The organism is Sphingomonas sp. BK345, assembly GCF_014193845.1.
Taxonomy (GTDB): Bacteria; Pseudomonadota; Alphaproteobacteria; order Sphingomonadales; family Sphingomonadaceae; genus Sphingomonas.
On the sequence record NZ_JACHZX010000007.1, the window covers coordinates 83,181 to 104,679 of the forward strand.

19 protein-coding genes and 1 pseudogene are annotated in these 21,499 nt (G+C 64.6%); 8 read left to right on the forward strand and 12 right to left on the reverse strand.

What is annotated here, in order from left to right; all coding sequences use genetic code 11:
* Positions 1–265 precede the first annotated feature (265 nt).
* The 3 genes from FHY03_RS18220 to FHY03_RS18230 form a co-directional block, all read right to left on the reverse strand.
* Positions 266–1,600 carry a gluconate:H+ symporter gene (locus tag FHY03_RS18220; protein ID WP_183931949.1) on the reverse strand — a complete coding sequence of 445 codons (1,335 nt, stop codon included), beginning with the start codon at positions 1,598–1,600 and terminating at the stop codon, positions 266–268.
* Positions 1,601–1,993 (reverse strand): RidA family protein, encoded by a 393-nt coding sequence (locus FHY03_RS18225; RefSeq protein WP_183925607.1) that lies wholly within the window; start codon positions 1,991–1,993, stop codon positions 1,601–1,603. It abuts the gene before it with no gap.
* 187 nt (positions 1,994–2,180) lie between these two features.
* Complete coding sequence (locus tag FHY03_RS18230; protein ID WP_183931950.1) at positions 2,181–3,623, reverse strand: amidohydrolase family protein; 1,443 nt, start codon at positions 3,621–3,623, stop codon at positions 2,181–2,183.
* 84 nt (positions 3,624–3,707) lie between these two features.
* Between FHY03_RS18230 and FHY03_RS18235 the strand changes: the two genes are divergently transcribed.
* The 3 genes and pseudogenes from FHY03_RS18235 to FHY03_RS18245 all read left to right on the forward strand — a co-directional run bounded on the left by FHY03_RS18235 (position 3,708) and on the right by FHY03_RS18245 (position 7,957).
* Positions 3,708–4,931 (forward strand): alanine racemase, encoded by a 1,224-nt coding sequence (locus FHY03_RS18235; protein ID WP_221190333.1) that lies wholly within the window; start codon positions 3,708–3,710, stop codon positions 4,929–4,931.
* A 270-nt stretch (positions 4,932–5,201) separates the two neighbouring features.
* A pseudogene (locus FHY03_RS18240) lies at positions 5,202–6,414 on the forward strand (ISNCY family transposase).
* A 1,219-nt stretch (positions 6,415–7,633) separates the two neighbouring features.
* A complete protein-coding gene (locus tag FHY03_RS18245) occupies positions 7,634–7,957 on the forward strand; it encodes a hypothetical protein (protein WP_183931951.1) in 324 nt (107 codons plus the stop codon).
* Between the two features lie 70 nt (positions 7,958–8,027).
* Here FHY03_RS18245 and FHY03_RS18250 read toward each other — a convergent pair whose 3' ends face one another.
* The 5 genes from FHY03_RS18250 to FHY03_RS18270 form a co-directional block, all read right to left on the reverse strand.
* Complete coding sequence (locus FHY03_RS18250) at positions 8,028–8,366, reverse strand: hypothetical protein (RefSeq protein WP_183931952.1); 339 nt, start codon at positions 8,364–8,366, stop codon at positions 8,028–8,030.
* Positions 8,367–9,095: 729 nt separating this feature from the next.
* Positions 9,096–9,527, reverse strand: coding sequence for a hypothetical protein (locus FHY03_RS18255; RefSeq protein WP_183931953.1), 432 nt, complete (start codon positions 9,525–9,527; stop codon positions 9,096–9,098).
* A 134-nt stretch (positions 9,528–9,661) separates the two neighbouring features.
* The gene (locus tag FHY03_RS18260; protein ID WP_183931954.1) at positions 9,662–9,982 is read right to left on the reverse strand and encodes a hypothetical protein; all 321 of its coding nucleotides are present in this window, start codon (positions 9,980–9,982) and stop codon (positions 9,662–9,664) included.
* Positions 9,983–10,007: 25 nt separating this feature from the next.
* Positions 10,008–10,469 (reverse strand): hypothetical protein, encoded by a 462-nt coding sequence (locus tag FHY03_RS18265; protein ID WP_183931955.1) that lies wholly within the window; start codon positions 10,467–10,469, stop codon positions 10,008–10,010.
* Positions 10,470–10,656: 187 nt separating this feature from the next.
* Positions 10,657–10,884 carry a hypothetical protein gene (locus FHY03_RS18270; RefSeq protein ID WP_183931956.1) on the reverse strand — a complete coding sequence of 76 codons (228 nt, stop codon included), beginning with the start codon at positions 10,882–10,884 and terminating at the stop codon, positions 10,657–10,659.
* Positions 10,885–11,010: 126 nt separating this feature from the next.
* On the opposite strand from FHY03_RS18270, the gene FHY03_RS18275 reads away from it, so the two are divergent.
* Positions 11,011–11,352, forward strand: coding sequence for a hypothetical protein (locus FHY03_RS18275; protein ID WP_183931957.1), 342 nt, complete (start codon positions 11,011–11,013; stop codon positions 11,350–11,352).
* 1,486 nt (positions 11,353–12,838) lie between these two features.
* Positions 12,839–13,141, forward strand: a complete 303-nt coding sequence (locus tag FHY03_RS18280; protein WP_183931958.1) for a hypothetical protein — start codon at positions 12,839–12,841, stop codon at positions 13,139–13,141.
* Between the two features lie 1,720 nt (positions 13,142–14,861).
* Here the strand turns inward: FHY03_RS18280 and FHY03_RS18285 are convergent.
* The 3 genes from FHY03_RS18285 to FHY03_RS18295 form a co-directional block, all read right to left on the reverse strand.
* Positions 14,862–15,131 carry a hypothetical protein gene (locus tag FHY03_RS18285; protein WP_183931959.1) on the reverse strand — a complete coding sequence of 90 codons (270 nt, stop codon included), beginning with the start codon at positions 15,129–15,131 and terminating at the stop codon, positions 14,862–14,864.
* Between the two features lie 87 nt (positions 15,132–15,218).
* Positions 15,219–15,617, reverse strand: coding sequence for a ribonuclease E inhibitor RraB (locus FHY03_RS18290; RefSeq protein ID WP_183931960.1), 399 nt, complete (start codon positions 15,615–15,617; stop codon positions 15,219–15,221).
* 86 nt (positions 15,618–15,703) lie between these two features.
* Positions 15,704–16,156: a hypothetical protein gene (locus FHY03_RS18295; protein ID WP_183931961.1), complete on the reverse strand. Its 453-nt coding sequence runs from the start codon at positions 16,154–16,156 to the stop codon at positions 15,704–15,706.
* 794 nt (positions 16,157–16,950) lie between these two features.
* On the opposite strand from FHY03_RS18295, the gene FHY03_RS18300 reads away from it, so the two are divergent.
* The 3 genes from FHY03_RS18300 to FHY03_RS18305 are packed head-to-tail and all read left to right on the forward strand — an operon-like array spanning position 16,951 to position 18,497.
* Complete coding sequence (locus FHY03_RS18300; protein ID WP_260159402.1) at positions 16,951–17,757, forward strand: IS30 family transposase; 807 nt, start codon at positions 16,951–16,953, stop codon at positions 17,755–17,757.
* Positions 17,758–17,769: 12 nt separating this feature from the next.
* Complete coding sequence (locus FHY03_RS21205) at positions 17,770–17,958, forward strand: hypothetical protein (protein ID WP_260159403.1); 189 nt, start codon at positions 17,770–17,772, stop codon at positions 17,956–17,958.
* Between the two features lie 47 nt (positions 17,959–18,005).
* A complete protein-coding gene (locus FHY03_RS18305) occupies positions 18,006–18,497 on the forward strand; it encodes a hypothetical protein (RefSeq protein WP_183931962.1) in 492 nt (163 codons plus the stop codon).
* Between the two features lie 558 nt (positions 18,498–19,055).
* Here FHY03_RS18305 and FHY03_RS18310 read toward each other — a convergent pair.
* Positions 19,056–21,476, reverse strand: coding sequence for an ABC transporter permease (locus tag FHY03_RS18310; RefSeq protein ID WP_183931963.1), 2,421 nt, complete (start codon positions 21,474–21,476; stop codon positions 19,056–19,058).
* Between the last annotated feature and the right edge of the window lie 23 nt (positions 21,477–21,499).

Below are 21,499 nucleotides of genomic sequence, written 5' to 3' on the forward strand. Positions count from 1 at the left end.
GCGTCGCCTCGTGCTGCTGCGAAAGGAGGAGCTTAGGCGCAGTTGACGTTCAGCCGATCCTCCCCTGCAAGGGGAGGTGGCAGCGCGTCAGCGCTGACGGAGGGGTGACCCGGCCGGCGATCATCGCTCGGCTCACCAGCGGCGACACCCCTCCGTCAGGCCTGCGGCCTGCCACCTCCCCTTCCAGGGGAGGATCTAAAGAGGCTCTCGTATCTCAATCACGCTTAGGGCTGCAGGGGTCAGGCTCCGTAAGTTTAAGCGGTGCTCACACCAGCGCGGACAGCCCGAGCGTCAGCACCAGCGCCACGACCGAGATCAGCGTCTCGCACACCGTCCAGCTGCGGATCGTGTCGGCGACGCTGAGGCCGAAATATTCCTTCACCAGCCAGAAGCCGCCGTCGTTGACATGGCTCAGCACCACCGATCCCGCGCCGGTGGCGAGCACGAGCAGCTCGGGTCGCACCCCCGGGTTGGCGGCGGCGAGCGGCGCGACGATCCCCGCCGCGGTCGCCATCGCCACCGTCGCCGAGCCGGTCGCGACGCGCATCAGCGCCGCGATCAGCCAGGCGAGCAGCACCACCGGGACGTGCAGCTGCGCCGCGAGCGCGACGATCGCGCCCGACGCGCCGCTGTCGGTCAGCACGCGGCCGAATCCCGCGCCGACGCCAACCACCAGCGTGATCATCGCGGTCGGCGCGAGGCACTCGTTGGTGTAGCGCTGCAACGTCGCCGCGCTTAGCCCGCGCGCCAGACCGAGCGTCCAATAGCTCACCAGCACCGCGGCGAGCAGCGCCACCACGGGCGTGCCGAGGAAGCGCAGCGCCTGGTCGAGCGGCGTGCCCGGCGCGGCGAGCGACGGCGCGAGGCTGCCGAGCAGCATCAGCGCGACCGGCAGCAGCAGCGTCGCCACTGTCACGCCGAAGCCGGGCAGCGCGCGCTCGGGCACGTCCTCCGCCACGGGCGGGGGCGGCACCGCGGGGGCGAGCCGCGGCACCACCCAGCGCGCGTAGAGCGGCCCCGCGACCGCGGCGGTGGGCACGCCGACGATCAGCGCGAACAGCACCGTCAGCCCGACGTCGGCGCCATAGGCCTGGGTCGCGAGCATCGCGGCGGGGTGCGGCGGCACCATCGCGTGCACCACCGACAGCCCGGCCGCCATCGGCAGCCCGAGCCGCAGCGGGTGCTGGCGCAGCCTTCCCGCGACCGCGAAGACGATCGGCACGAGCAGCACGAAGCCGACCTCGAAGAAGACCGGCAGGCCGACGATCAGCGCCACCGTCATCGCCGCCCAGTCGGCGCGGCGCGCGCCGAACAGGCCGATGACGGTCCGCGCGACGCGGTCGGCGCCGCCCGACTCGACCATCATCTTGCCGAGGATCGTGCCAAGCCCGACCACCAGCGCGATATGCCCGAGCGCGCTACCGACCCCGGCTTCGAACCCCTTGACGATGTCGGCCGGCGCGATCCCCGCGACCAGCGCGAGCGCGAGCGACACCAAGGTCAGCGCGACGAAGGGGCTGAGCCGCGCGCGCACGATCAGCAGGATCAGCAGCGCGACCGCGCCAGCGGCCTCCAGCAGCAGCAGCGTGCCGCCGCTCACTCAGGGCTGCTTCCAGGCGACGCAGTCGACCTCGACCTTGCAGTCGACCACCATCTGCGAGACGACGCAGGCGCGCGCCGGCGGGTGCGCGCCAAAATATTCCTTGAAGATGCGGTTGAACGACATGAAGTCGCGCGCGTCGTCGAGCCACACGCCGCAGCGCACGACATGCTCCGGGCCGTAGCCGGCTTCTTCGAGGATCTTGAGCACGTTGCGGATCGCCTGGTGGGTCTGCGGTATGATGCCGCCGTCGATCACCTCGCCGTCGACCATGGGCACTTGGCCCGAGACGTAGAGCCAGCCGTCGGCCTGGACCGCGCGCGCGAACGGCAGGTGCTGCCCGCCGGTGCCGCTGCCGCCCTCGACGCCGTAGCGCTTGATGCCGTCACTCATCGATGATGTCCTTCGTTGTTTGATCACTAGAGATCCTCCCCGGCACGGGGAGGGGGACCGCCGCGCGCTAGCGCGGTGGTGGAGGGGGCTCTCCCCGCAGCCCAGCGCCTGCGGAAGCCCCCCTCCACCATGCTGCGCATGGTCCCCCTCCCCGCGAGCGGGGAGGATCTGTTCTGCCCTGCCGCCACTACCGCGCCGCGCCCGGGCGCCGCAGCAGCCGCCCTCCGCGCGCGCCGGTGACGCCGCCGCGATCGAGCGTGGCGACGCCGTTGACCCACACGCCCAGCACCCCCTCGGCGGCGCGCACCGGATCGTCGTAGCCGGCGCGATCGAGCACGCGCGCGGGATCGAACAGCACCAGGTCGGCGGCGAGCCCGGCGCGGACATAGCCGCGGTCGCGCAGGCCGAGCCGGTCGGCGGTGAGCCCGGTCATCTTGCGGATCGCCTCGGGCAGTGCCAGCAGCCCGCGCTCGCGCACATAATGCGCCAGCACGCGCGGGAAGCTGCCCCACAGCCGCGGGTGCGGGCGCGGGTCGCACGGCAGCCCGTCCGAGCCGATCATGGTGAGCGGGTGCGCCAGGATGCGGTCGACGTCGCTCTCCGCCATGCAGTGATAGACCGCGCCGGCAGGCTGTAGCCGCTGCGCCGCGTCGCGCAGATTGCAGCCCCAGTCGGCGGCAATATCGGCGAGCATCCGGCCGGCCTGGTCGGGTGCCGGCTCCGACCAGGTGATCAGGATCGGCGTCTCGGGCACCACCTGCTTCAGGTCGAGCGTCGAGGAGCTCGCGGTATAGGGATAACAGTCGCAGCCGGTCGGGTGCGTCGCCGCGGCCGCCTCGAGCCGCGCCAGGATCTCGCCGCTGCGGCCATACTGGCTCGCCCCGGCGCATTTCAGGTGCGACACCACCAGCGGCGCGGCGGCGTGGCGCGCGATCGCCACCGCCTCGTCGATCGCGGGCAGGATCGCGGCGCCCTCGCTGCGCAGGTGCGTGGCGTAGAGCGCGCCGGTGTCGCGCAGCGCCGCGGCCACCGCCATCACTTCCTCGGTCGAGGCGTGCGCGGCATTGGCATAGGCGAGCCCGGTCGAGAGGCCGAAGGCGCCGGCGTCGAGCGCGGCGGCGAGGTCGGCACGCATCGCGGCGCGCTCGTCCTCGGCGGCGTCGCGGTCGAGCCGGTCGAGGTGGCGTGCGCGCAGCGCGGTGTGGCCGACCAGCGCGACCACGTTGGTCGCGGGCATCGCCGCGTCGACCGCGGCGGCATAAGCGGCGAAGTCGGCGTAGGCGAAGTCGCCGGGCGCGCCGAGCAGCACCATCGGGTCGGGCAGCGCGTCGCCCGCGCGGCCCGCGCCCGCGCTGATCCCGCAATTGCCGACGACCACGGTGGTGACGCCCTGCGTGATCTTGGGCGTCATCGCCGGCGCGGTGATCGCGACCAGGTCGTCGTGCGTGTGCGCGTCGATGAAGCCGGGGGCGAGCGCGAGCCCGCGCGCGTCGATCGCCTCCTCGGGCGGGGTGTCCGAGGCGGGAGCGACCGCGGCGATGACGCCGTCGCGCACGGTCACGTCGGCGCGGTAGCCAGCGGCGCCCGAGCCGTCGTACAGCTCGGCGCCGGCGATGATCGTCTCGGTCATGGCTCCTCCCCGTCGCGATGCCGTCGCCAGTGTCTCCTGCCGTGAGATTAATGTAAACAATTTTAGGTATCTGGGAGACACAAGGTGGACGAGCTGAACAAAGGGGTCGGGCAGGGCGGCAGCGGGTGGGACCTGCTGGCGGGCGACGTGCCGCTCCCCGCCGCGGTGCTGAGCGGCCCCGACATGGCGCACAATCTCGCCTGGATGCGCGCCTTCATCGATTCCTACGGCCTCGCGCTGGCGCCGCACGGCAAGACCACCATGGCGCCCGCGCTGTTCCGCCGCCAGCTCGACGCCGGCGCCTGGGCGATCACGGTCGCGACCAGCCAGCAGGCGCGCGTCGCCGCGGCGCACGGGGTCGAGCGCGTGCTGATCGCCAACCAGGTGGTCGGCGCGGCCAATGTCGCCGCGGTCGCCGAGCTGGCGGCGCGCCCCGGGCTCGACCTGCTCTGCCTGGTCGACAGCCCCGCCGGGGTGGCGCAGCTCGGCGCGGCGTGCCGCGCGCGCGGCGCCACGCTCGACGTGCTGATCGAGCTCGCCCCCGAGCGCGACCAGGAGGGGCTGCGCTGCGGCGTGCGCGACGCGGCGCAGCTCGACGCGGTGCTCGCCGCGCTGGCGGACTGGCGTGGCGCGCTGCGGCTGGCGGGGATCGAGTTCTACGAGGGCGTGCTCGCCGACGAGGCGTCGGTGCGGCGCTTCGTCCGCCGCGCGGTGGCGACGGTCGAGCGGCTGGTGGCTCAGGGCGCGGTCGAGCGGATTCCGGCGATCCTGACGGGGGCGGGCTCGGCCTGGTACGACGTGGTCGCGGAGGAGAGCGCCGCGGTGGCGCGCGCCGGCGCGGTGCAGGTGGTGCTGCGCCCGGGCTGCTACATCAGCCACGACGACGGACTGTACCGCGTCGCGCAGGAGCAGATCCTGCGCCGCAATCCCGTCGCGCCGGGGCTGGGCGAGCCGCTGCGGCCGGCGCTGCGGGTGTGGGCGGCGGTGCAGTCGATCCCCGATCCGGCGCGCGCGGTGGTGGCGATGGGCAAGCGCGACGTCGCCTTCGACGCCGGCCTGCCGCGCCCGGCGATGCACTACCGACCGGGGCCGAACGCACGTCCCGGCGAGGCGCCGGCGCATTGGGCCGTGACGGGCCTCATGGACCAGCACGCCTATCTGGCAATCGCCCCGGGCGACGATCTCGCGGTGGGCGACGTGATCGCCTTCGACATCTCGCACCCGTGCCTCACCTTCGACAAATGGCGGCGGATCCTGGTGGCCGACGCGGAGCACCGCGTCACCGAGGTGATCGAGACGTTCTTCTGAGCGGTGGCGGGGGTCGTTCGGGTGCGCGTTCGACGACCTTCGTGCGCTTCGTCGTGTCGCGACGCGTGTCGCGATAAATGCGGCCGAGCGCCATGGCGCTGGTGGGATGAGCGACGCTCTTCTTCTTTACATAAGATGTATTATCGACGTTCGATGATGTAAGCGCTAAGTACAAATGGCACCAGCCCGCTAGATAGAAATGGCACCCTGCGGTGCCATCGGCGGGTCGCCGGTGTTATAGCCGTTCTCGGCAACGAGGACGCGCATTGTATGACGGTGCTGGCGATGGGTGCTGCTGAGATCACCCGGTTCGACACGCTGATGCGGCTCGACCGCGGCGAGATCCGGGTTGCGGACGCGATGGAGCTGCTCGGCCTTGCCAGGCGGCAGGTGTACCGGCTGCTTGGCCGCCTGCGAGAGGACGGCGCCGGTGGCCTGGTGTCGCGCAAGCGAGGACGGCCGAGCAACCGGCGCGACTGCCACGGCGAGCTCATCCAGGTCGACGGCTCCAAGCACTGGTGGTTCGAGGGCCGCGGTCCGCAATGCACGCTCCTGGTCTTCATCGACGATGCCACCAGCGAGCTTATGCACGTCGAGATGGTGGAGAGCGAGAGCACCTTCTCGTACATGCGCGCGACGAGGACCTATCTCGAGCGGCACGGCAAGCCGGTCGCCTTCTACACGGACAAGCACAGCGCCTTCCGCAACAACACGGCCTCGGCGAAGGGCGACGGCATGATCCACCTCGACCGTGCGCTGGACCGGCTCAACATCGAGCTGATCTGCGCGAACTCACCGCAGGCGAAGGGACGCGTCGAGCGGGTCAATGCGACGCTGCAGGACCGCCTGGTCAAGGCGATGCGGCTACAGCGCATCTCCACCATCGACCAAGCCAACGCCTTCCTCCCCTCCTACATGGCGCAGCACAATCGTCGGTTTGCCAAGGCACCGTTCGACCCGCGCGACCTTCACCGGCCGCTGGCCATCCACGAAGACCTTGAGGCGGAGCTGGTCTGGCGCGAGCAGCGCACCGTCACCGGTGCCCTCACCCTGCACTACAACAAGGCCATGTTCATCCTGGAGCCCTCGTCTGCGGCGCAGGCGCTCGCGCGCAAGAAGGGTGGACGTGTGCGAGTACCCGGACGGCCGGCTCGAGATCCAGCACGAGGGCACGGCCCTACCCTATCGTATGTTCGACAAGATGCGCCGGGTGAACCAGGCTGCCGTGGTCGACAACAAGCACCTCGACGCGGCGCTGGCGCTCGCCCGCGTGATACAGCAGGCTCAGCCACATCACGCCAAGCGCAACAACAACGAGCCGGCGCGCTCCGCACAGCCCGCTGGCCTGTTCAAGGCCCCTTCCCCGTCCCCATCCGGCCCAAAGCTGGATCGCCGTACGCTCGGTAATCAACGGCTTAGGCGTGGTCCACGCCTGTCCAACGAGGAGCTGGTTGCGCGCGGCCTTGGCGAATACGCCCGCTAGTGTCCGGAAGCGCCCAGTAGCGGACACCGCGGTGAAGGATGCCTCCAATGGGGTCGGCCTCACGAACGTCGGTCATCGCCCACTTGCGGGCGTCACTTCTCGGGAGTCCGAAGCGCTCGATCTAGTTCTAACGCCAGCAGCCGGTCATCAGGATCGTTAATATTTAGTTGTAGAGAGTCCCTCTGCCTGCGCATTTCAGCTTGGCGCGACGACTTAGGCTTCGCTGCGACTGCCGCGTATATCCGAACTGCCTTAACCCACAGCGCGGTCGCAGTAGGCACATCTTCAAGAGCGCGAGAAAACGGGGGCGCAAACGGCACAAATCCCGATCCGTCCCGCCTCAAAAAGGCGACAACAATCATATTCTCTCGAAAAACGGTTCTATTGCACGACCCGGAGAATGCGTCTGGATTTGCATCGACCAGGTTACGCGGGTCACTTGGGACCGCGCGGAGTCCCGCACCTGGCAGTTCTAACGTGGCTTCATTGAAAATCACGGGTTGTTCCGAGTAGCCTCCTTTCAGTGTCGCGAAAGGAACGAGACTAGCAAGCCGTCCTCCCATTTGCGCGAAATCCTCGTAGGGATAGGGGCCGCCGTCAACGACCCGTGCGAGCACTATCGTGTCTGCCTGCTCTACCAACTGTAACGTCGTGGGTGTCCGATATGGGGCGCGTACACTGCATGCTTGCGCATCGGAGCAAATCGCTGGAAGCGCCAGCAGCAGAGCCCACATCAGTGCTGACGCTCGCATAACGCCTTCTCCAAGCCAATGTCCTGAGTCAGTCGGCAGGATGCTTCAGGGCGGCGGCAACGGCAACGTCCGCTATCCTGCCAGTTGCAGACACGCGTTTATGCGAGCAATCTGGTTCGATGACGACGACGCAGCTTGGTCTCGCCTCCGCGCTGGGTGCCATCGCAGCCGCCGCGAGTTTTTTCGCGACGAAGCCGATGCTGACAGCATGGGCTATGCACGATGCTCACGGGCACGGACAGTCCGGCTTGGGAGTAATCGCCGGTAGCCTGTTCGCCGCCTTCTTTTCCGGAGCAATTACATTCGGATTATCTCTGAGGCGCGGCAGTAGGCGGTCATATCGGCTCGTCCGCTTATGCCATTATCTCGGCCATTCACCCAAGGCGACCGTCGGACGCACCTCGAAAGTCTGAGATTGGCAGGTTAGCGGACGTTGCGCCAAGTGCCCCCTCCGGTAGTCTGTACGCATGGATATGGACGAGCTGCGCAGCCGCTTGGCGGCAATCTTAGCCGTTGAGGAAGCAGATCCTACGGACTGGTTGGAAGTCGAACGGTTGGCGAGCCAGCTTCAACGTGAACTGCCAATCGACGCCACGCCGGAGGCGGTGCATCGCTACCTGGATGATGCCGACATTCACTCTCGCGACAACTCATACGGGGCGAGGCAGCGACAAGATGTTCGCAGGTATGTCGATCATGGGGAATATGACGACGGCATCCCTGTTCCGTGGTGGGGATGCGCCCTTGTCCTTTTGGGTGCCGCGGGCATCGTTAAGTGGCTGCTGATGTAGCTGCGCGGTTGCCCGCTTTTGGGCGCTTACGGCCAGGCCGCTTATGGCCGTGAAAGCGGACGTGCGGTCATCAGCGGATGGCGACGCGCGATGGGTCTTCCCCGGCAAGGTAGGGCCAAACCTTTTTGCGATCCGATTTGAGGAAGCGATCTTCGTAGCGGGCGTTTGAGCCATCGTTCCAGAGGTCGTAGACCGTGGGTCCGCCGACTAAAAGCATGCGTCGGCGTTCACCCACGCGATCTAACCGCAAGCTACAGCTATCCCGCTCGCCAACTTCAAAAAGTGCGCGGTTTGGGCCTTTCAGGACGCGAACGGCTCGAACAACTGCGTTTTGCTTGCCTTCAGCAAAGGGGCGAATGACCTCGCCGTCGATAATGGCTGTAGAATTATGAACAGCCTGCTTTGCCATCTTCCGATATTGGGACGGACCCCACTCAGGCAAGGGAACTATTGAGCAAGCAGATGCCCGCTCCACGCCACACAACGCGATCAGGCATGCCATAACGGTTCGGAAGATGGTACTCGGCATGACCCTACAAAACATGGTTCGTCGACGTCCGCAACTGCGCCCTTGCGGCCCGGTCACTTGGCGAGCAAACGGACGTTGCGGCTCACATGACGCTACGCCATCATACGGCCATGTCGCGCACCTCTCTCGCTCGGGCGTTAGCGCTGGGCGCGATCCTCTCTGGGTGCAACCAAGCTCCACCCACCTACAGTGCCTCTTGTGCTACACCGTTGCCGCATTGGAAGACGGAAAGGGACGGCGTCGGGCACCTGCTGGTTGTCGTGCCGGTGTTTCTAGCTACGGACGGCTCGGTCCTGTGGAGTAAGGCCGCCATCTCGGACGATAGACTTCGCTCTTACATGCGTGAGGCGAGTGCTATGAGTCCGATGCCGCAAATCGTTTTGCAAGTGTCACCCTCGACCTCATGCCGCAGAATTCGCGAGGTCCGCTCGATCATGGACGCCGCGCCTATGTGCAAAGGGCCATATTCGCGTTGTAGCGAGGGGTGGAAACTTGAAGAATGGCCGATGCTCGGCGGGCCTTGAACGTCTTCTTCTGGGCGCTTACGGCCCGACCGCTTATGCCAGGAAAGCGGAAGGCCAGCTTTCGCGCGAGCCAGACTGAAAGGCGTCATGCGCGACCGTGGCATCTCGCGGATATGACCGATCCTGATTTAACGTTGTATTCAACGTCAATGTAGCCGCACCCTCCATCGCATACATCTGGCAGATAAACGTCATCGCCAAACCAACGACGCTCGTCAGCTTTCATCCCCTTGGGTGGAGGGCAAGCTAAAGCAACCTGCCCATTTGTCCGTCCGCCTTTCTTCGCGCCATCGCAAAACCATTGGTCATGCTTGACGTCGGGAACGAAGTAGAAGGCTGTGACGCGATCCTGCGACGAGAACTTGTAGACGCGAGCGTAAGCGCTCAGTGGATAAGCGCCGACTGGAAGATGTATTGATTGCTCAATTTTTCCAATGAGCTCAGCTCTCTGATGCTCCTCAGTTTGCGCACAGCCTGATAGCCAGAGGAGCGCGGCGAGGAAGAGGCGCTGTCTCATGGGCCAACTGTTGCGCGCGCCATTGTTCGCGACGATCGCAGCTTGGCAAGCCATTGGAGGGCAATTGGGCATGGTAAGCGCAACGTCCGGAATGGAGCTCGGGCTATTGCTATGGCGGAGCCTGACGTTGGGCGTTAGCTGTCGTACCATTTGAGCCGCTCCACATCGGCTTTGTCGCCTCCCATGTGGCGAACGAACGCCTCCCGCAATTCGTCATAGTGGGCCTGCCACTTTGCCGAATCGTCGCTCGGGTCGACGCCATCTGCGGCGAACAGCCACATGACGAACTGGTCTGCCGTCACCTCTCCGCGCGCTGGCAGAAAGTCGGTGACGTGGCGCCGCTCACCTCCGACCACCGAACCGCACCAACCCTTCTCCACACAGACCTCATGCATCATGGCGTCAAAGGCTACCTGTTCGTTCATGGTGCGAGCATACCAGAGCAGATCGACCATGTCCGCTTGTGGGCGAAAGCTGCCGTCAGGGCGCGACCACAAAGCGACCTCGGACGAACGATCTCAGCACCGGTTTCATCGGGTCAACGCTCCCGTCGGCCTCGTACGTCCGGATCGCCGCACGACCCGCTTCGTCCGTCAGGAAGTCGGGTCTTCCGCGACTCGAAAGTTCTGCCACCTTACGAACGGCCCGGTCGCCCACCTGCCAGATGCGAACCCGGTAGGCCGAGCCGCCACTCCACAAGGAGAAAACAAGTTCGTCCTGATCTCGGGTGAACAATCCCATGGGGACATCATCGATAGGTTCGTGAAAATCGATAGGTAGGTCGCACGCGGCCACGCATCTGATCCGGATCTCGTAGCCCGTTTGGGCACTTTTTTCGACGACCACTGAAAAGGTCGAGCGCTCGCCTTCAACCCGCAACGAGGCCATGGGCTGAGCGGTGCTTGCCATAAGAGCCGGAACAGCGATCATCAGGTAACGCATAGCCCCACAATGATCGGGAATCCGCATGTCTGCTAGTGGGGCGTTAACGGCCGTCGCGAGGGGTATCGTGCGGGTACAGGAGCCGCGCTCGGCGGAGTTTGCAGGGGCGCGCACGAAATCGCGGCGGAAGGCATCTCCGTCGCGCGGTTCGCCTCTGAAGGGCCGCTCGTGCAGGGCCGCGACGTGATTAGAAGGGCGGATGCTCGCCACGGCGCCACGCCGCTGCCCGCCTTAAGCAGTAGGGCCACACCGCTAATGGTGACAGAGCGACCACGGTGAAAAAGGTGAGGCCGGTTAGATCGTCAGTGACATCGCGCACGCCAAAGAAGCCTACCGTGAAGACAACGAAGAAGGCGATTACGAGGGTGTAGGCGAACGCCGCGGCAATGAGGATAGTGGAGACGAACCTGCCCAACGCTCCCCTCCCTCGCCACCGGCGGCCCGTCGATCCAAACCAACCTAATAGCCGCGAACTATCGTCATTGCACGAGGGCAAGGGGGTAATGGCCCGCCGCGTATGGCAGGAAAGCGGAAGGGCAGCATGGTCGCAAATCCGCTAGATAGCGGAGGTGATACCTGCCACCCTGCTTCGATGGATAACCGTCCAGCGAAGCTGGACCAGCTGCGGCAGATCGGCTGGTCTTTATGGAACCCAATTGGATTGGATGACGATTGGCAGGCGGACGGGCCAGACGAGTATGACCAGTATCTGCTGCACGTAACAGAAATGAGCGAACGCGGCGCCTCCGCATGCGATGCCGCCAACTATCTTCTTCGGATCGCGACGGAGCACATGGGGCTTTCGCATGCGGATCCTGACGCTGCGGCAGCCACAGCATCAGCGATATTCGCCTACGTGGAGGGCCCTCGCGATAGTGATTAGTCTGAGGGATAGCGACCTTTCCGCTCATGGGAGGTTAGCGGCAAGGCCGCTTATGATGAGTACCGTTGAATAGCGGACACGATGCCGGTTACGTTCAGGCATGCTGGCAGTCATGTTAACAGCCGCCGCAGCGGCATATACCCCGCCCACCGAACCGTTGAAGGGACAGTTACAAGCAGCGATCTGGGCAGACCTGGAGATGAACGCGCTCATCGGAAACGGAAATCGTCTCGCCTCACTGTGGTACAATGCCGAAGCCGAGGTCAGTCCAGACCTTCATATCGCTGATTTGCGATGCGGAAGAGGGCGTGCTGGAAAGCGATGCTCCTTCGTCCTTCTACGTGACGGCGGTCCATCAACGGTGATGGGGCAAGCCGCTCCAGATAAATTGGCCTGCGTCGCCAGCTTCGCCAACCGTCGCGACAGCTGGTCTGTTGTCCACACGCGGCCTCGTCGATACGGTCACAGCCAAACTACAATGAGCTGCAAAGCTTGAAGAGGGTAGCGGACAGTCCGATCAGAGAATCTTTGACCGCCTCTGCGGACGTCTGCGACGTATCGACGCTGCGGCCGCATGGGGTAGCCGGATCTCAAAGCGCCGAAGCTCTTCACCGGCATCACGATCCCCCAGGCGAGCAGCCTTGCTGAGCCAATGCCGATAACCGTGTAGGTCGTTCCGGTTGAACGCGTTCATAGCCAGGTGCTGCGCGCCCAGCGGGTCGCCTCTCCTATACCCAGCATAAGCGAGCCCACTTTGGCTGTATCGCTCTGAAATGCGGCCAACCTTGCTCAACTCGCTCCCAAGCTCCACCATCGCGGAGGTGTCGCCTGCAAGCGCAAGGTGCCAGAGGATGGGCATACGATGCCCGATTTGATGATTGTCGCGGATGGCCCAATAGCGCGCCCATAGCCGATCAACTTTGCCCATCTCCCCAGCATGCCGCCATGAATAAGTGACTGCAATCAGGCGAGCACCGATCCGGTTTAAACGGCCGAGTTTGGGCGCTTGCGGCCCGGTCACTTTGGCAGGAAAGCGGACCTTCCGCTTCAGACGCACTGGAGGCCGTAAACTCCGATCACCTCGCGGAGCTCTCCCGCATCGGCTCTCCACCGAGCGGACCAGATCGTCTGGCAGATCGCATCACCTCGCTTTATGTTTGCTGATCGAAAGCCGTCCGACCCAACAGGGCTTACCGAAAAGCCGTTGGCTTTCAGAGCTGAAATGGCTGCGTTCTCGGAGGTGCCTACCGGGAAGGCGCTCCTCACTCGCCGGTCAAACTCTCGCTGAGCGTCACGCGCGTCATGCGGCAAACTGGCTGCGATTGTCGGCAGCGACTCAACCGAACCGCTCTCACAGGCAGCGATCAATCCGAATAGAAGGACAGCGTAGCGGCTCATAACTGGAGAGCTACGTCGCTAAGCCGGAGTCCGCTAGTGGGAGGAAAGCGGAAGTTGCGGGCAAGCCCCGCGGGTCGCATGATAGGCCATGCCGATCCGAATGCACGTGGCTGGGAGTGGCCCCGAAACACGCCTGGGCTTCCCAAATTACGAAGAAGGCTCGCGCCTTGGGGAACTGACCGTATTGATTGCGGGCGCGCCCGGCACCAACGCGTGTCAGCCGGAGGGCTCGCCGTTAGAACTTCTGGTGCGCTTCGCCGGTTACCCGAATGAGTTCGCCCTCTGGTGGGATGGCGTCACTTGCGAGCTGGGCTGCTCCGTGCCTGGTGGCATTGAGATGGATCGCATCGCCGCGAAACTCGCCTCCGCTGGCATGTTTGTAGCAGCCTGATCTGATAGGCTCGATGTCAGCTACTGGGAGGTTAGCGGACGCTAGAGGATAAGGCCCTGCCGGTATGCGAGCTTGGCGTTCCCTCGCGCCTTGGTACCGCGAATCGTGACTTCAAGGCTAATCGGGCGATCTATGCGGGTCATCATCACTCCGAGGCAGTCATACTTTCTCATATCCGGCTGCGCGTCGGTTTCGACGTGAAGATCTAACCTGCTTGGGTCAGGTCCATAGGAACGGATTATCGCACCGGCTCCATAAAACCGTCGAACAGCCTCTTTGATAAACGTTCGCTCTTTCTCTTGGAGCGGAGCGGGTTCTTTCGCGGGAATGGGCGGAGACGCGGCGGGCATGCGGCTAGAATAATGAGACAGGCAACGCCCGCAAGTGGGAGGCAAACGAACGTTGCGGCACGCATGACGCTCCGCCATCATACGGCCATGTCGCGCACCTCTCTCAATTGGGCGTTAGCGCTGAGCGCGATCCTCTCGGGGTGCAACCAAGCTCCGCCCACCTACAGTGCCGCTTGTGCTACACCGTTGCCAAATTGGAAGACGGAGAAGGACGGTGTCGGGCACCTGCTGGTTGTCGTGCCGGTGTTCCTAGCTACGGACGGCTCGGTCCTGTGGAATAAGGCCGCCATCTCGGACGATAAACTTCGCTCTTACATGCGTGAGGCAAGTGGTATGTTTCCAATGCCGCAAATAGTGTTGCAAGTGTCACCCTCGGCCTCATGCCGCAGAGTTCGCGAGGTCCGCTCATCCATGGACGCCGCGCCTATGTGCAAAGGGCCATATTCGCGTTGTAGCGAGGGATGGAAACTTGAAGAATGGCCGATGCTTGGCGGGCCTTGAACGTCTTATTTTGGGCTTTCGCGCGCGGCAGCTGTTGGCAGGAAAGCCGACGTTCCGCTTTCGGCTTCGCCTTAAGGACAGTGCCGGCCACCTAAAAGGTGCCCGGTTCTCTCGTAGGTCGCGAACGGCGAAGTAAGCCGACGAAGTAGATGATGAAGTATGCCACGGTTGGCAGCGACAGGGCCATCTGCAAAATGTCAGACGCTTGTGGCGCAAGCCACAAACTTAGTATCCAAGCGACGCCAAGTGATATGACTGCCCAAAAGATGCCGCCGTAAATACGGGCCTTCACAATCAGACGGTAATCCGCTTTGCTTAGTTGGACGCTCATCCCTAGCTACCCCTATTGCCACGCCCACTTTCGAGATTAATGGCGGGATTGCTGCGCGTTCGCAAGTGGGCGTTCGCGAACGTCACCGCCGGATGACCGCGGCGGAAGTCACCTCCGCAGCTATGTCCACTTGTGGGAGGTTAGGACGCCGATTAAAAGGAGCAGCCCCGCTACGGTCAGCAGAGAACCGAAGCCTACAGTCGTCCACAACCCAGACTTCAACATGAGACCGGCGGGTCTCAACCTCCGCAGAGTCATGGTCGAAAGCGCTGCCAAAACGATGCCAGTCACAAGGACTGGAAGAGGTGCGGGGGAGCCGTCTGAGCTTAAAGGAAGTTTCCCCAAGATGGAGAATATGAGAATCACCGCGAGCGCCATGCCAGCGGAGCGCTTCGAGTAGCGGGTACATACATAGCTGACGTATTGAGCACCTGTGCCCTCACGGGCGACACGCTCCCGCTCTTGGTCTAGCCACTCGAACCGGTTGGGCTTCATCTGAAAAAGCCTGCCACGCGAGTTTGGCGGCCGCTAGGGTCGATTACCGCCGATCAAAAGCAATCGTTTCGGCTGTTGTGAACGGCGGGTTGACCACGGCTTCATACCAATCGCTACGGAGACCCGGCAGTGCGGATAGGTGCTTGATCAGGTCGGACCACCCAGCCGTTTCCTCATGAAACGTCCACACAGCCCCGCCAACCTCGACATCGCAGCAGATCAAATCCGTCGTAATTTGATCCCGTTTGTAGAAGATGACCGCGCGGATGTCAGGCAGTGGCAGTTGACCAAGGATGGCTGGCGAGATCGTCATCCTGCTATGATGCCTTCCTGAATAAACGGCGGCAATCGGCAAGCAGGATGTCCGCCTCGAACGACCGACTTTGAGCGAAAGCGGACACTAGCGCTTCGTAGCTACAGTACCCCAACCATCATAACGCACGCCAAAGCGTGCCTCGATCTCCCGAGCGGCTTCGGTTAGCCGCCGTATGGCGGCAGAATCCGTTGTCTGATCCCGCTGGACATCGAGAGCTTCGCTATCGGCGTCCACAGGCACGCGCTGGACAACTCGCCAGCCCAAGGAGCTGATTTGCTTCTTGAGTTTAGCTACACGTGCCGCTGTGCCGACAAACCGCACATCAACGGGACGAAGTACGTTGGGCTCGCCACCATTCTCGCGAAGCGATCTCAGCACCTCACTATCTGCCGCCAGCCCTTTTTCTACCCGCCGCGGATCAGGCATGTGAGGCATAAAGGCTGGGGTCTGTTGAAGCATAAGGAGGAAGCCGAGGTAGTGCATGCAGTCAGCATCGCAGAGGCAGGCAATGTCTGCAATTGGGCGCTTGCGGCCCAGCCGCTTATGTCAGTTAGCCGCCATTTCAGCCATCAAATGCGGTGGCACCAAGTGGGGTCTGCTCCAGCTTGCACGATCTCGTCTGCGGGGAGCGGCGCGACGGTATCGATTGTTCGTACAAATAACTGCTCATTGGCGTATCCCAATTCACCAAATGGCCCACCAGCCTGTGTACGCCAGCCGGTGAGTGTCACTGTGGCGCCGCGCATGCAGTAGTTCTCATCAGACTGTTGAAGCTGCTTCGCCAACAATGGGAAAGCCCTGCCAATCCACAGGTGTATGGGCCTAGAATCGCTCTTGAGAGTGATCGAAGAACCATGATCGCTGTCATGGATCACACCCGTGACCGTCTCCTTGTCCCCTACGATAGCGCAATTAAGCGCATCGCTCGGTATCTCGTCCGGCCTAGATAGATTTCGGAGGCCTGCTTCGCAGATTGTAGAGAGAATGCTCGTGCGATTGGCTTGATAAAGCATCACGCTCATCGAGCCAGCGAGCGCGAGCGTAAGGACAGGACTCAACCAGGGCCGAAGAACCATGCGGCCAACAATGCCTTATCCAGCGAGTACCGGCAAACGGCCGGCGGCAGGTAGCCTCAAGAGTCCGACGTTGGGCGCTTGCCGCCGAGCCGCTTGCCAACGCTGCCACCTCGCAACATGGTGGCCAGCTGACGTTCATCAATCTAGCTAGCCATCATGAAGACGAGTAGCTTGGGAGTAGGCTTTCGCGAGATTGCGTCCTACGCCGCTCCGCTCACGGCGACTGCTCTGTGGACCCGTATATCGTTCGAGGCTGGTCATTCGGCTGGTTGGATTGCTTTCCAGGGGTCGGAGAGCGTGATGGCAAATGGAAATCCTAATCACTGGGTCGCAGCCAACATGATTGCGGGGATTAGCCTCATCCTGGTTGCAAGAGGAAGGGTAAGAGTCGGGAATGCCCTCGCGATAACCCTCTGTTTGTTTGCTGGCATGGCTTGGCTTGGGCTGACCTTCTAACCCCTTTTCGGGTGTGAGCGGCCATCCACCGGCGTGACCAAGCCCGCTGCTCACGGATCGGGTCCGAGGGCGCAGAAGCCGAGAAATCATCGCAACAGCGGGGCCAGCGCTGCGCTGTTCGATGACTCCACGCTGCCCCCGCTGCCACGAGGCGGTGTCATTTCTATCTGGCGGAGAATGTGCCTTTTCTAACTGGCGGCAACAGATGAGCGGCGGGGGTGCATTCTAAATCGAAGTGCGAAAACCTAGCTTACGTGCGGGTTCCACCCGGCTGAGGGTTGCGCATGGGCAGCTACACGCATCTGGATCTCGACGAACGCCGCAAGCTATATCAGCTCACCAGCGCAGGCAGAAGCCCACGCCACGCCGCAGCCGAGCTCGGGCGCCACCCGTCGACGATCTACCGCGAGCTGAAGCGCAATCACCAGTTCGACGAAGAGCCGATGTTCCGGGGGAATTTCCCACTCACAGCACACTCCATGGCGGCTGAGCGACGGTTGAGAGGCGCGAAAATCAGCCGCTACCCCGCGCTCGCCAGCTACGTAGTCGACCGGCTGGAAGCCGCCTGGTCGCCCGAGCAGATTGCCGGCTACCTTCGGCACCGCACCGCAGGCCCGCTGCGGGTAAGCCATAAGACAATCTATCAGTTCGTGTGCGGGCGCGACGGTCAGGCGGCCAAGCTGGCACGCCTGCTACCCACCGGCAGGCGGAAGCGCCGACGTCGCTATGCTCGAAAGCCACGCGGCCTGAACATCCCGCCCGCCCACACCATCGCAGCTAGACCGCCAGACGTCGCCGAGCGGGCCGACTTCGGCCATTGGGAAGGCGACCTCATCGCGTTCAAGCTGCATCACGGCAAGGCCAACCTCACCTCGCTGGTTGAGCGTCGAAGCCGCTACACCGTGCTGACGCCCAACAGCAGCCGTCACTCGGCCGGCATCATGGAAGGCACTGAGCGCCACCTCGGCACGCTCCCCCCTTCCCTCCGTCGCACCATCACGCTCGACCGAGGCACCGAGTTCGCCGGCTATGGGCGCCTAGGGGAGAGCCTGGGCATGACCGCGTACTTCTGCCAGCCGTCAGCGCCATGACAGAAGGGCAGCGTGGAGAACAGCAACGGCAGGGTACGGCGCTTCCTGCCCTCGGACACGGACATCGCACAGGTACCGCGAGCCGAGCTCGAGGAGCTGGTTGACCGCCTCAATCGAACGCCACGCAAGTGCCTTGCCTATCGAACGCCGAGCGAGGTCTTGGCCGAGCAGATCGACCTCGTGCTTGAAGCGGGCCCCTGAAGGCCCAGCGTGTCTGGAAGCGCCCAAACTCGGTCGTCCAAGCACGCATGCCGCGCGACCGAAAGCCGCTAGCTCTTCCATCCAATCAGCGCTTAAAAGTGACAATGAAACTGAACTGCGCCCGCCGTGTTGGCACGATCATGCTGCTCTTCGTGGCATCGTCTAGCTGCGTACGGGCGAAGGAGAATTTTCGCCCTCAATGTGAGCGTACGGCCGCTGTGGTGGTCTACGAAAAATCTCTGTGGCGCGAATATATGTCGCAAAACGCATCTGGGTTCGAAAAGAATGGAGAAAGGCGTAGAATCTTTGGAACGAAGGACTTTGGGATGCTCTCACAAGAGGCAGAAACTGGATCCTACAACCAGAGCTTCAATAACATCTACCAGAATGATTTCATAATCCGGCGGCGAGGCAGCAACAAGATTGTTGCTTTCGTAAAAAGCCTGTCACTGCGAACTCGAGGTTTTGCAGCCGATCGATTCTGGACATGCATTTACGACTGGCCGGAACTCTATGAGCCATTTGTTACGCCTGCTTAAGGCGCATGGACAATGTACGCGTGCGGCAGGATTACCGTTAAGGACTACGCTCCTCTGCAACCCGCTTCTTCTCGCTCCCTCGTCGGAAACAAACGTTCCGCTTTCCACCACCTTGGGACATCCATCCAGCGCGACCGAGGCCGCTGCCGGCGCAGCGGGTCCAAGGGCGCAAGAGCCACAGATGCAGCGCCTCAGCGTGACCAGCGCTGCGCTGCTTGGGGGGCTACACGCTGGCCACGCTGCCACGAGGCGTGTCGCACTTCAGCTTGAAACCGCACGGTCAGCGTTTCCAGCCGCGCGTTGCGCCTCACCGATCCGGGTCGGCGTCCGCGATGAGGCCGCGTGATGGTCGATCATGCCGGTGAGTCGACCGAAGGCCAGGTCGGGCAGCCCCGCGCGGTCGGCCTTTTCGCGGATGTGCGCTGTCGGGTGAGAGCCAGCCGCCGCGCCGCGATCGTCGCCTGATCGGTCGCGGCGTGCCCGCGCCGGCGGCGAAGGACGATGGTCGAACGGTGCGAGGTCGCGAGATCAATCCCCCTGGCCCCCGTCGCCGTCCGCCTAGTCGTGGCGCAGCGCCCAGGCGGGAGCGGCACGGCTCGCCCGGACCGATTGGCCGAGGACGGTGAGCATCGCCACGAGCGCCGCCGCGCCGCTCGCCGCCACGAAATAGGCCGGCGAGAGCGCGATCCGGTCGTCGAACCCTGCAAGCCAGCGGCGCAGCGCGACATAGGCCAGCGGCCAGGCGATCAGGTTGGCGAGCAGCACGGGGCGCAGGAACTGCGCGATCAACAGGCACACGATGTCCGTGGCGGAGGCGCCGAGCGTCTTGCGGATGCCGATCTCCCTCACGCGGCGGGCCGTGGTGAAGAAGGCGAGCCCCCAGAGCCCGACGCAGCCGATCAGTATCGACAGCCCCGCGCCGATGACGAACAGTCGCGTCGCGCGCTCATCGGCGGCATAGAAGCCGGCGAGGCGGCGATCGGCAGTATCGCCGTCGAACGGCACCTGCGGCACCATCCGCTGCCACGTCGCGCGCACCGCCGCGAGCGCCGCGCGCGGATCACCGGCAACGCGCAGCCCCGCCACTGCCGCGCTGAACGCCGCAGCGTCGCGGTAGAAGACGTAATAGGTGGGCGCCTGCGGCTCGCGCGGCGAGGCGAAGCGCAGGTCTTCGACCACGCCGATGATCGTGCGAGGGCGATCCCCGCCGACGGTCCGCCCGATCGCCGCCTCGGGCGATCCGAACCGAAGCGCGGCGAGTGCCCGGCGATTGATGACGATGGCGCTGGGCTGGCCGGGGTCGCGCGTCTGCGCGTCGTCGGACGCGCGCGCGGCATCGAACAGCCGGCCGGCGATCAGCTTCGCGCCGTAGGTCTCGAAGAAGCGAGGTCCCACGATCACCCAGCGGAGCGAGGGGCCCGACCCGGCGACGCCGGGCAGCGGCACGTTGTCGCTGTTGGCAAGGCCGCTGCCGCCGGGTGCGTCGTTCGCGACGGTGATGCCGCGCACCGCCGCCAGCGCGGCGATCACCGCGCGCCGCTGGGCCGGTCGCAGCGTGTCGTCGGCGGTCGCGCGCACCACGACGATCGACTCGCGGCGGAAGCCCAGATCGGCCTGGCGCATATGGCGCGTCTGCGCCATCAGCACCGCGGTCCCGATCGCGAACGTGATCGCGAGCGCGAACTGCGCGGCAACGAGCGCCGCGCGCGTGCGGCTGCCGGCGCGTCCGCCGCCCGGCGCGCGTGCGGCGGCGAGCACGGCCGCCGCAGGTACACGCGCGAGCAGCACCGCCGGGTAGAGGCCCGCGGCTACGCCGATCACCAGCGAGAGCAGCACCAGGGCGGGGATCATCGGAGCGTAAGCGATGGTCAGCGACGTGCCGCCGGCGGCGTTGACGAACGGCAGGCCGAGCTCGGCGAGGATCAGCCCGAGCAGCGCCGCCACGGCGACCGTCAGCACCGCCTCGCCGAGGAACTGCCCGATCAGCGCCGCGCGGTCGGCGCCCAGCACCTTGCGCATCGCCACCTCGCGCGCGCGAAGTCCGGCACGCGCGGTGGCGAGATTGACGTAATTCACGCTCGCGATCAGCAGCGTCAACGTGCCGATCAGGCCCAGCGTGGTGACGGTGACCTTCCGGCCACCGCTGGCGGGTCCCTGCGGCTCTAGATGGAGCCGCGCCAACGGCAGCAGGCGAAGCTGCTGGGTCTGCCACGCCGGCTTGCCCGGCTCGGCCAGCTCGCGCCCGCGCCGGTTGGTGAACGCCTCAAGCTTCGCCGAGAACGCCTGTGCCGCCGCTGGCGTGTCGAAGCGCAGATAGGTCTGCAGGGCCGTGCTGCCCCAATGATACCAGTTCGACGCCGGCGCGGCGCGCGGCAAGGCGACGAGCACGCCGAGCTTGAGGTCGCTGTTGGCGGGCAGGTCGCGGAACACGCCGGCGACGCGGTAGCTGCCCGTCATGTCGATCGAGATCGTCAGCGGCCGGCCGATCGGGTCCGCGCTGCCGAAGTAGCGGCGCGCCACGCGCTCGCTGATCAGCGCGCCGTCGGGACGCGAGAGCGCCGCTCTGGCGTCGCCGCGCCGCATCGTCACGGCGAACACGTCGGGGAAGGAAGGATCGACCTGCGCCACGTCCTCGCGCGTCGCGCGCCCGCCCTGCAGCACGCTGCCCCCGCCCTCCCCGCCGCGGATGCGCGTTCCCACCACGCCGGGAAAGTCCGCGCGCAGTTCCTCCAGCAGCCCGCCCATCGTCTCGGGATAGGCGCCATTGACCGGGCTCTCGGGCAGGTTCCACACGGTCTCGACGACGTAGACGCTGCCGTAGCGCGGCCACCACGTCTCGAAGCTGGTCTCGAAGCGGACGTAGAGCGCCAGCACGAGGAAGACGGCGATCCCGAGCGCCAGCCCGCCGACGTTCAGCGCCGCGTACAGGCGGTGCCGGGTGAGCGAGCGATACAGCGTGACGAGGGCGTAGCGGTACATCAGGCGGTTCCGGTTCGAGCGGG

What these genes read in the sequence shown, in the direction of transcription:
- FHY03_RS18260 (WP_183931954.1), bottom strand. Translation starts at nt 9,982, where the DNA reads ATGGTCGATCTGCTCTGGTATGCTCGCACCATGAACGAACAGGTAGCC.
- FHY03_RS18275 (WP_183931957.1), top strand. Translation starts at nt 11,011, where the DNA reads ATGGTCGCAAATCCGCTAGATAGCGGAGGTGATACCTGCCACCCTGCT.
- FHY03_RS18290 (WP_183931960.1), bottom strand. Translation starts at nt 15,617, where the DNA reads ATGCACTACCTCGGCTTCCTCCTTATGCTTCAACAGACCCCAGCCTTT.
- FHY03_RS18230 (WP_183931950.1), bottom strand. Translation starts at nt 3,623, where the DNA reads ATGACCGAGACGATCATCGCCGGCGCCGAGCTGTACGACGGCTCGGGC.
- FHY03_RS18280 (WP_183931958.1), top strand. Translation starts at nt 12,839, where the DNA reads ATGCCGATCCGAATGCACGTGGCTGGGAGTGGCCCCGAAACACGCCTG.
- FHY03_RS18225 (WP_183925607.1), bottom strand. Translation starts at nt 1,993, where the DNA reads ATGAGTGACGGCATCAAGCGCTACGGCGTCGAGGGCGGCAGCGGCACC.
- FHY03_RS18300 (WP_260159402.1), top strand. Translation starts at nt 16,951, where the DNA reads ATGGGCAGCTACACGCATCTGGATCTCGACGAACGCCGCAAGCTATAT.
- FHY03_RS18295 (WP_183931961.1), bottom strand. Translation starts at nt 16,156, where the DNA reads ATGAGCGTGATGCTTTATCAAGCCAATCGCACGAGCATTCTCTCTACA.
- FHY03_RS18305 (WP_183931962.1), top strand. Translation starts at nt 18,006, where the DNA reads ATGCCGCGCGACCGAAAGCCGCTAGCTCTTCCATCCAATCAGCGCTTA.
- FHY03_RS18265 (WP_183931955.1), bottom strand. Translation starts at nt 10,469, where the DNA reads ATGCGTTACCTGATGATCGCTGTTCCGGCTCTTATGGCAAGCACCGCT.
- FHY03_RS18285 (WP_183931959.1), bottom strand. Translation starts at nt 15,131, where the DNA reads ATGACGATCTCGCCAGCCATCCTTGGTCAACTGCCACTGCCTGACATC.
- FHY03_RS18250 (WP_183931952.1), bottom strand. Translation starts at nt 8,366, where the DNA reads ATGGCAAAGCAGGCTGTTCATAATTCTACAGCCATTATCGACGGCGAG.
- FHY03_RS18255 (WP_183931953.1), bottom strand. Translation starts at nt 9,527, where the DNA reads ATGAGACAGCGCCTCTTCCTCGCCGCGCTCCTCTGGCTATCAGGCTGT.
- FHY03_RS18310 (WP_183931963.1), bottom strand. Translation starts at nt 21,476, where the DNA reads ATGTACCGCTACGCCCTCGTCACGCTGTATCGCTCGCTCACCCGGCAC.
- FHY03_RS18245 (WP_183931951.1), top strand. Translation starts at nt 7,634, where the DNA reads ATGGATATGGACGAGCTGCGCAGCCGCTTGGCGGCAATCTTAGCCGTT.